Source organism: Arthrobacter sp. Y3223164 (genome assembly GCF_059091005.1).
Map to the genome: position 1 here is coordinate 1 of NZ_JBNHGF010000174.1, position 5,671 is coordinate 5,671.

Annotated in this window: 5 protein-coding genes; 4 read left to right on the forward strand and 1 reads right to left on the reverse strand. The window is 66.9% G+C overall.

What is annotated here, in order from left to right; all coding sequences use genetic code 11:
* A partial coding sequence (locus AC5RUJ_RS09920; RefSeq protein WP_494155811.1) for a chromosome segregation SMC family protein occupies window positions 1-824 on the reverse strand: 824 nt, incomplete at its 3' end.
* 215 nt (window positions 825-1,039) lie between these two features.
* Here AC5RUJ_RS09920 and AC5RUJ_RS09925 point away from each other — a divergent pair.
* From AC5RUJ_RS09925 to AC5RUJ_RS09940, 4 genes are all read left to right on the forward strand, one after another.
* A complete protein-coding gene (locus tag AC5RUJ_RS09925) occupies window positions 1,040-2,050 on the forward strand; it encodes a glycosyltransferase (RefSeq protein WP_494022906.1) in 1,011 nt (336 codons plus the stop codon).
* A gap of 155 nt (window positions 2,051-2,205) precedes the next feature.
* The gene (locus AC5RUJ_RS09930; protein WP_494155812.1) at window positions 2,206-3,552 is read left to right on the forward strand and encodes a hypothetical protein; all 1,347 of its coding nucleotides are present in this window, start codon (window positions 2,206-2,208) and stop codon (window positions 3,550-3,552) included.
* 179 nt (window positions 3,553-3,731) lie between these two features.
* Complete coding sequence (locus AC5RUJ_RS09935; RefSeq protein WP_493999991.1) at window positions 3,732-4,757, forward strand: 3-oxoacyl-ACP synthase III; 1,026 nt, start codon at window positions 3,732-3,734, stop codon at window positions 4,755-4,757.
* A partial coding sequence (locus AC5RUJ_RS09940; protein WP_494155813.1) for an alpha/beta fold hydrolase occupies window positions 4,751-5,671 on the forward strand: 921 nt, incomplete at its 3' end. The genes AC5RUJ_RS09935 and AC5RUJ_RS09940, both read left to right, overlap by 7 nt.

Genomic DNA, 5,671 nt, shown 5'->3' on the forward strand with positions numbered 1-5,671 from the left:
AGCCGCTCCAGCTCGGCCAGGCGCCGGCGCCCGGACTCCAGGGTCTTCTCCACCTCGGCCTGCCGGGTCTTCAGCGCGGCCTCGTCCGCCACTTCCTGGGCCAGGGAGGTGCTCAGCTCCACCAGCTCGTCGGCGAGCAGCCGGGCCCGGGCATCGCGGACCTCGAACTGGACCTGCTGGGCCCGGCGGGCCACCTCGGCCTGCTTGCCCAGCGGCGTCAGCTGCCGGCGGATCTCGCCGGTGAGGTCGGTCAGCCGCTGCAGGTTGGCCTGCATGGACTCCAGCTTCCGCACCGTTTTTTCCTTGCGGCGCCGGTGCTTGAGAATGCCGGCGGCTTCCTCCACGAAGCCCCGGCGGTCCTCCGGCGTCGCGTGCAGCACCTTGTCCAGCTGGCCCTGGCCGACGATCACGTGCATCTCCCGGCCCAGCCCGGAGTCCGAGAGCAGTTCCTGGATGTCCAGCAGCCGGCAGCTGCTGCCGTTGATGGCGTATTCGGAGCCGCCCGTGCGGAACAGGGTGCGGGAGATGGTGACTTCGGAGTATTCGATCGGCAGGGCGCCGTCGGCATTGTCGATGGTCAGCGACACGTGCGCCCGGCCCAGCGGCGGGCGGCCCGCCGTGCCGGCGAAGATGACGTCCTCCATCTTGCCGCCGCGCAGCGTCTTGGCGCCCTGCTCCCCCATCACCCAGGCGAGGGCGTCCACCACGTTGGACTTTCCCGACCCGTTCGGACCGACCACGGCGGTGACGCCGGGCTCGAAGTCGAAGGTCGTCGCCGACGCAAAAGACTTAAAGCCCCGCACAGTCAGAGATTTAAGATGCACGTTGTGTCTCCCGCGGCGGACGTTTTCCTTGCCTCAATCTACCGTGCCCGCCGCGGATACACGGGCACGACGGGCTTGTCGCGGTGGACAAACGTGTGGAGCGGCCGGCGTGTGCAGGTGCGCGCATCCCGGCGGGCGGGGTGGCAACCTTGTGTAAGGGCCACGGAGAACTACCCTGAAGGCCAGTCCACGTCCGGTGAGGAGTGCTTTCGCCAGTGTCAGATCCAGCCCGTCATCCAGGGCAGCGCATTGCCGCCATTGTCCCCTGCCACAACGAAGAACAGACAGTCGCCACCGTCATCCGGGATCTGGAGCTCGCCGTCCCGGGGATAACGGTCTATGTCTACGACAACAACAGTTCCGACCGGACCGCCGAGCTGGCGCGGGCCGCCGGCGCCATCGTCCGGACGGAAACGCGCAAGGGCAAGGGCAACGTCATCCGGCGGGCGTTTGCCGATATTGACGCCGATATCTACGTCACGATCGACGGCGACGACACGTACGAGGCAGCGGACCTGCCACGCCTGATCGACGCCCTGTTGGACGGCCCCTACGATCATGTGCTCGGCGTTCGTGCCGACACGTCGGAAACCGGGTCGTACCGCCCGGGGCACGCCATGGGGAACCGGATGTTCAACAGGGTCGTCAGCGTCCTCTTCCGATCCCAGGTTTCGGACATGTTGTCGGGATATCGCGTCTTTTCGCGCCGCTTCGTTAAGTCATTCCCCGCCGTGTCCAAGGAATTCGAAATCGAGACCGAATTCACGGTGCACGTCACGTCACTGCGGCTGCCGCAGGCCGAGGTCGAGGTCGGATTCCGCCAACGGCCCGAGGGGAGCGAAAGCAAGCTCAATACCTATTCGGACGGCTTCAAAATCCTGTCCCTCATCTTCGAGCTCGTCCGGCATGAACGGCCGGCCCTCTTCCACGGCATCATCGCCGCGGTGCTGGCACTGGCTTCGCTGGGGTTGGGGGTGCCCGTGATCGTCGAGTTTTTCGAGACCGGCCTGGTGCCCCGCTTCCCGACGGCGATCCTGGCTGCTGCCGTGATGGGCCTGGCTGTACTGGTGGGTTGTATCGGCATCATCCTCGACGGCCTAAAGCGGGGACGGCATGAAGCAGCGCGCCTGGCATACCTGCGCCTGGAGCCGCCGCAGCACCGGCAGGATGCAGGCGGGGCGTGGGCAGACCCGGCCCACGCGCGTCTGGACGGGACTGACACGTGAGCGATTCATCGGCACGTTCCCCCCGTGCCCGGGCCGGCGGCCCGAGGGGTGTGCGCACCGCTTGGACTGCGGCGGACTACTGGTGGCTTACAGTCTTGGGCGCCTCCGCTTTCCTGGCCACGGCTTTTCTGTGGGTGGCGAACCACCCCGGGCGGATGACGAATGATTCCTCCCATCAGCTCAAGCAGGTTCTCGGCCTGATTCCGCTGGACGACTGGCACCCCGCCGTCATGACCGTCGGCTGGACAGGTTTGTACAGACTGACCGGCGACGTCGGCTCGCTGGTGCTGGTGCAGGTCGCGGTGACGTTCAGTGCCGCGCTGCTCTTGGCCATCTATCTTCACGATCTCACCCGCAGCCGGCTCATGTCCTCGCTCGCCCTCGCGATTCCGTTGCTGCCGTTCACCATCACGTTCCTGGGCGTGTTGTGGAAGGACGTGCACATGATGATCGCGTTCTTCAGCGGCACCGTCCTCATCCTGCTCGCCGAGCGCTTCCCGAGGCTCCGGTATCCGTTGCTCGCCCTGTCGCTGTTGTTCCTGCTGTACGGAGCGATGGTCCGGAAAAACGCGTTCTTTGCGATCCTTCCCCTCGTCTTCCTCCTCTACCGGGCCTGGCGGAACGCATCCCCCAAGCGGCGCAGACGGCTGACAGCCAACCGGCGACGCGTGCGGGGCGGATATGTCATGGCCGCCGCGACGTTCCTGGTGTTGATACTGGGCACGGGCGGGGCGTTCAACGTCGCATTCCAGCCCAAACCCACCGGCCAGCTATCCCAAGTCTTCCTCGACGACATCATCTTCACCGTGCCCGCCGAAGAGATAAGGGACGCGGATATTCCCCAGGAACTGGAAGACAAACTGCTTGCCGCCCGCGAAAAATGCCGGGCCGAAGAAGCTATTTGGGATGCCTATTGGAAGTGCTACGGCCGCGGGGCAACCGGCAAATCCTTTGAACCGATCGCTTATCAGTCGGAGGTCCGGGACCTGTGGATTGATGAAGTGGTGACGCATCCGGCCCGCTACCTGTACTACCGCGCCGAGACGTACGCCCGGTTCCTCTTCACCAGCAAGCTGGAATTCGTCGGTACCGGCGCGGAGGTTGTCCCCGCTGAGTACCGCGTGGAGCCGTCGAAGGCGGACAACATCCTCTACGACTACGTGGTTGAGTTCGGCCTGAAGACTTTTCCCTGGTTTTTTAAGGCCTGGTTTTGGCTCGCCGCCTCGATAGCGCTGATCGTGGCCCTCCCCAAGGCACGGCAACTGCGGCCGCAGGTCGCGGCCCTGGGCTGGTCGGCGCTCCTCTACCTGGTGGGATACTTCCCCATAGTGCCGGCAGCCGACTACCGCTACAGCTATTGGCCCGCCGTCGCCTGCACACTTGCAGGGGTGCTCTTTCTGGCGGACCGCCGCTTAAACAACAAGGGAATTCCAAAGGATTCCAGCCCGCATCCAGGTGGATCCGAACGCCCCCTCGAATCACGCTCCGGGGCCCCCGAGTAACGTCTGCAAGGCGATCCGAGGCACGGGCAAAGGCAGCCGGAGAGACAATGACCACACACGCATGCCATTCTCTGCATGTGCGGAACGCTGGTTCGGGGTGCATAGTTAAGAGTTCGGGTACCAATGGGGGATTCTCCGTGTACAGGTGAACGTCCCCGAAGACGAATAAAGGCTGGATATTGATCGGTAACGCGACGTTTCGACATGACAACACGGCGCTGCTGGCCGTCTCGAGCGTGGAGGCCCCGGTAGCCGTCACTTCCGCCGACTTCGACGACCGGCTGGCACCCAGCCTGAAGCGCCTGAAGCTCTCCCGGAAGCTGCTGGAACGTGTTGCCGGCGTGACCGAACGCCGCTGGTGGTCGCCCGGTTCATCATTCGACGACGCCGCCATCGAAGCCGGCGCCAAGGCCCTCGCCGAGGCCGGCGTGGAGCCGGGCCAGATCGGCCTGCTGATCAACACCTCCGTCACCCGCAAGAACCTTGAGCCGTCCGTCGCGGTGAAGATCCACCACGGGCTGGGGCTGCCGTCGTCGGCCATGAACTTCGACCTGGCCAACGCCTGCCTGGGCTTCGTCAACGGAATAACGCTGGCCGCCAACATGATCGATGCCGGGCAGATCAAGTACGCGCTGATCGTCGCCGGCGAGGACGCGCAGCCGACCCAGGAAACCACCTTCGAGCGGCTGAACCACCCGGATTCCACCCGCGCCGACTACCTGCGCGAATTCGCCACGCTGACCCTGGGGTCCGGGGCCGCCGCGGCCGTGATCGGCCCCGCCGACGCCCACCCCGGCTCGCACCGGATCCTCGGCGGCGTCTCCCGCGCGGGCACCGAACACCACGAGCTGTGCGTCGGCGGGCCCGCCGGCATGTTCACGGACACCAAGGGCCTGCTGGAGAACGGGCTGGAACTGGTGGTCAACGCCTGGCACGAGGCCCACCGCGACGGCTGGAACTGGACCGCCATGGACCGGTACGTCACGCACCAGGTCTCCACCTCGTATACCAACGCGATCATCAAGGCCGTCAACCTGGTCCGCGAGCGTGTGCCGATCACCTTCCCGAAGTGGGGCAACGTGGGGCCTGCCTCGCTGCCGATGACCCTCGCCCAGGAGGCCCAGACGCTGGGCACCGGCGACCGCGTGCTCTGCATGGGCGTGGGCTCCGGCCTGAACACCACCATGATGGAGATTGCGTGGTAGACACCCCCCTCTGGCCCGGCGTCGACCCGGCCTGGTCCCGCCGCGTCCGCGTTCGCTCCACCGCCGCCGTAGACCAGGCCGGCAGCGCCCACACCTGGCACCTTCTGGACAACGGCCCGCAGCTGGCCGAACGCGGCATCGAACCAGCCGGCACCCTGCTGTGCGTGCACGGCAACCCCACCTGGTCCTACCTGTGGCGCAGCCTGCTGGCCGCCGCCGGTGACGCCGCGGCCCCGTGGCGCGTGGTCGCCGTCGACCAGCTGGACATGGGCTTCTCCGAACGCACCGGCAGCTTCCGCCGGCTCGAGGACCGGATCACCGACCTGGGCGACCTGACCGCAGAACTGGGCATCACCGGCCCCGTCGTCACCGTCGGACACGACTGGGGCGGCGTGATCTCGCTGGGCTGGGCCACCCGGCACCGCGACCAGCTCGCCGGCGTCGTCCTGACCAACACCGCCGTCCACCCCGCCGGGTTCGGGCTGCCCGCCCCGCTCAAACTGGCGCTGCACCCCGCTGTGCATCGCTGGGGAACGACGACGTCGGCCGCCTTCCTGCGCGTCACGCACGCCCTGGCGCATCCTCCGTTGGCGAAGGACGTCAGGGCCGCGTTCATGGCCCCGTACCGGCACGCGGCCCGCCGCACCGGGGTGGGCAACTTCGTGGCCGACATCCCGGCCGACGAGGCCGCGCCCAGCTGGGACGCGCTGAACGGGGTGGCCGAGGGCATCCGCAGCCTGGACGTTCCGGCGCTGATCCTGTGGGGCCCCAGGGATCCCGTGTTCTCCGACCGCTACCTGCGCGACCTGCTGGACCGGCTGCCGCAGGCCGATGTGCACCGCTTCGAAGGCGCCGGGCACCTGCTCCCCGAAGACCGCGACATCGCCGGCCCCGTGTTCACCTGGCTCGACGCC

Excerpts from the sequence above, each read along its gene's own strand:
- AC5RUJ_RS09930 (WP_494155812.1), top strand. The coding sequence starts at position 2,206 with ATGACGAATGATTCCTCCCATCAGCTCAAGCAGGTTCTCGGCCTGATT.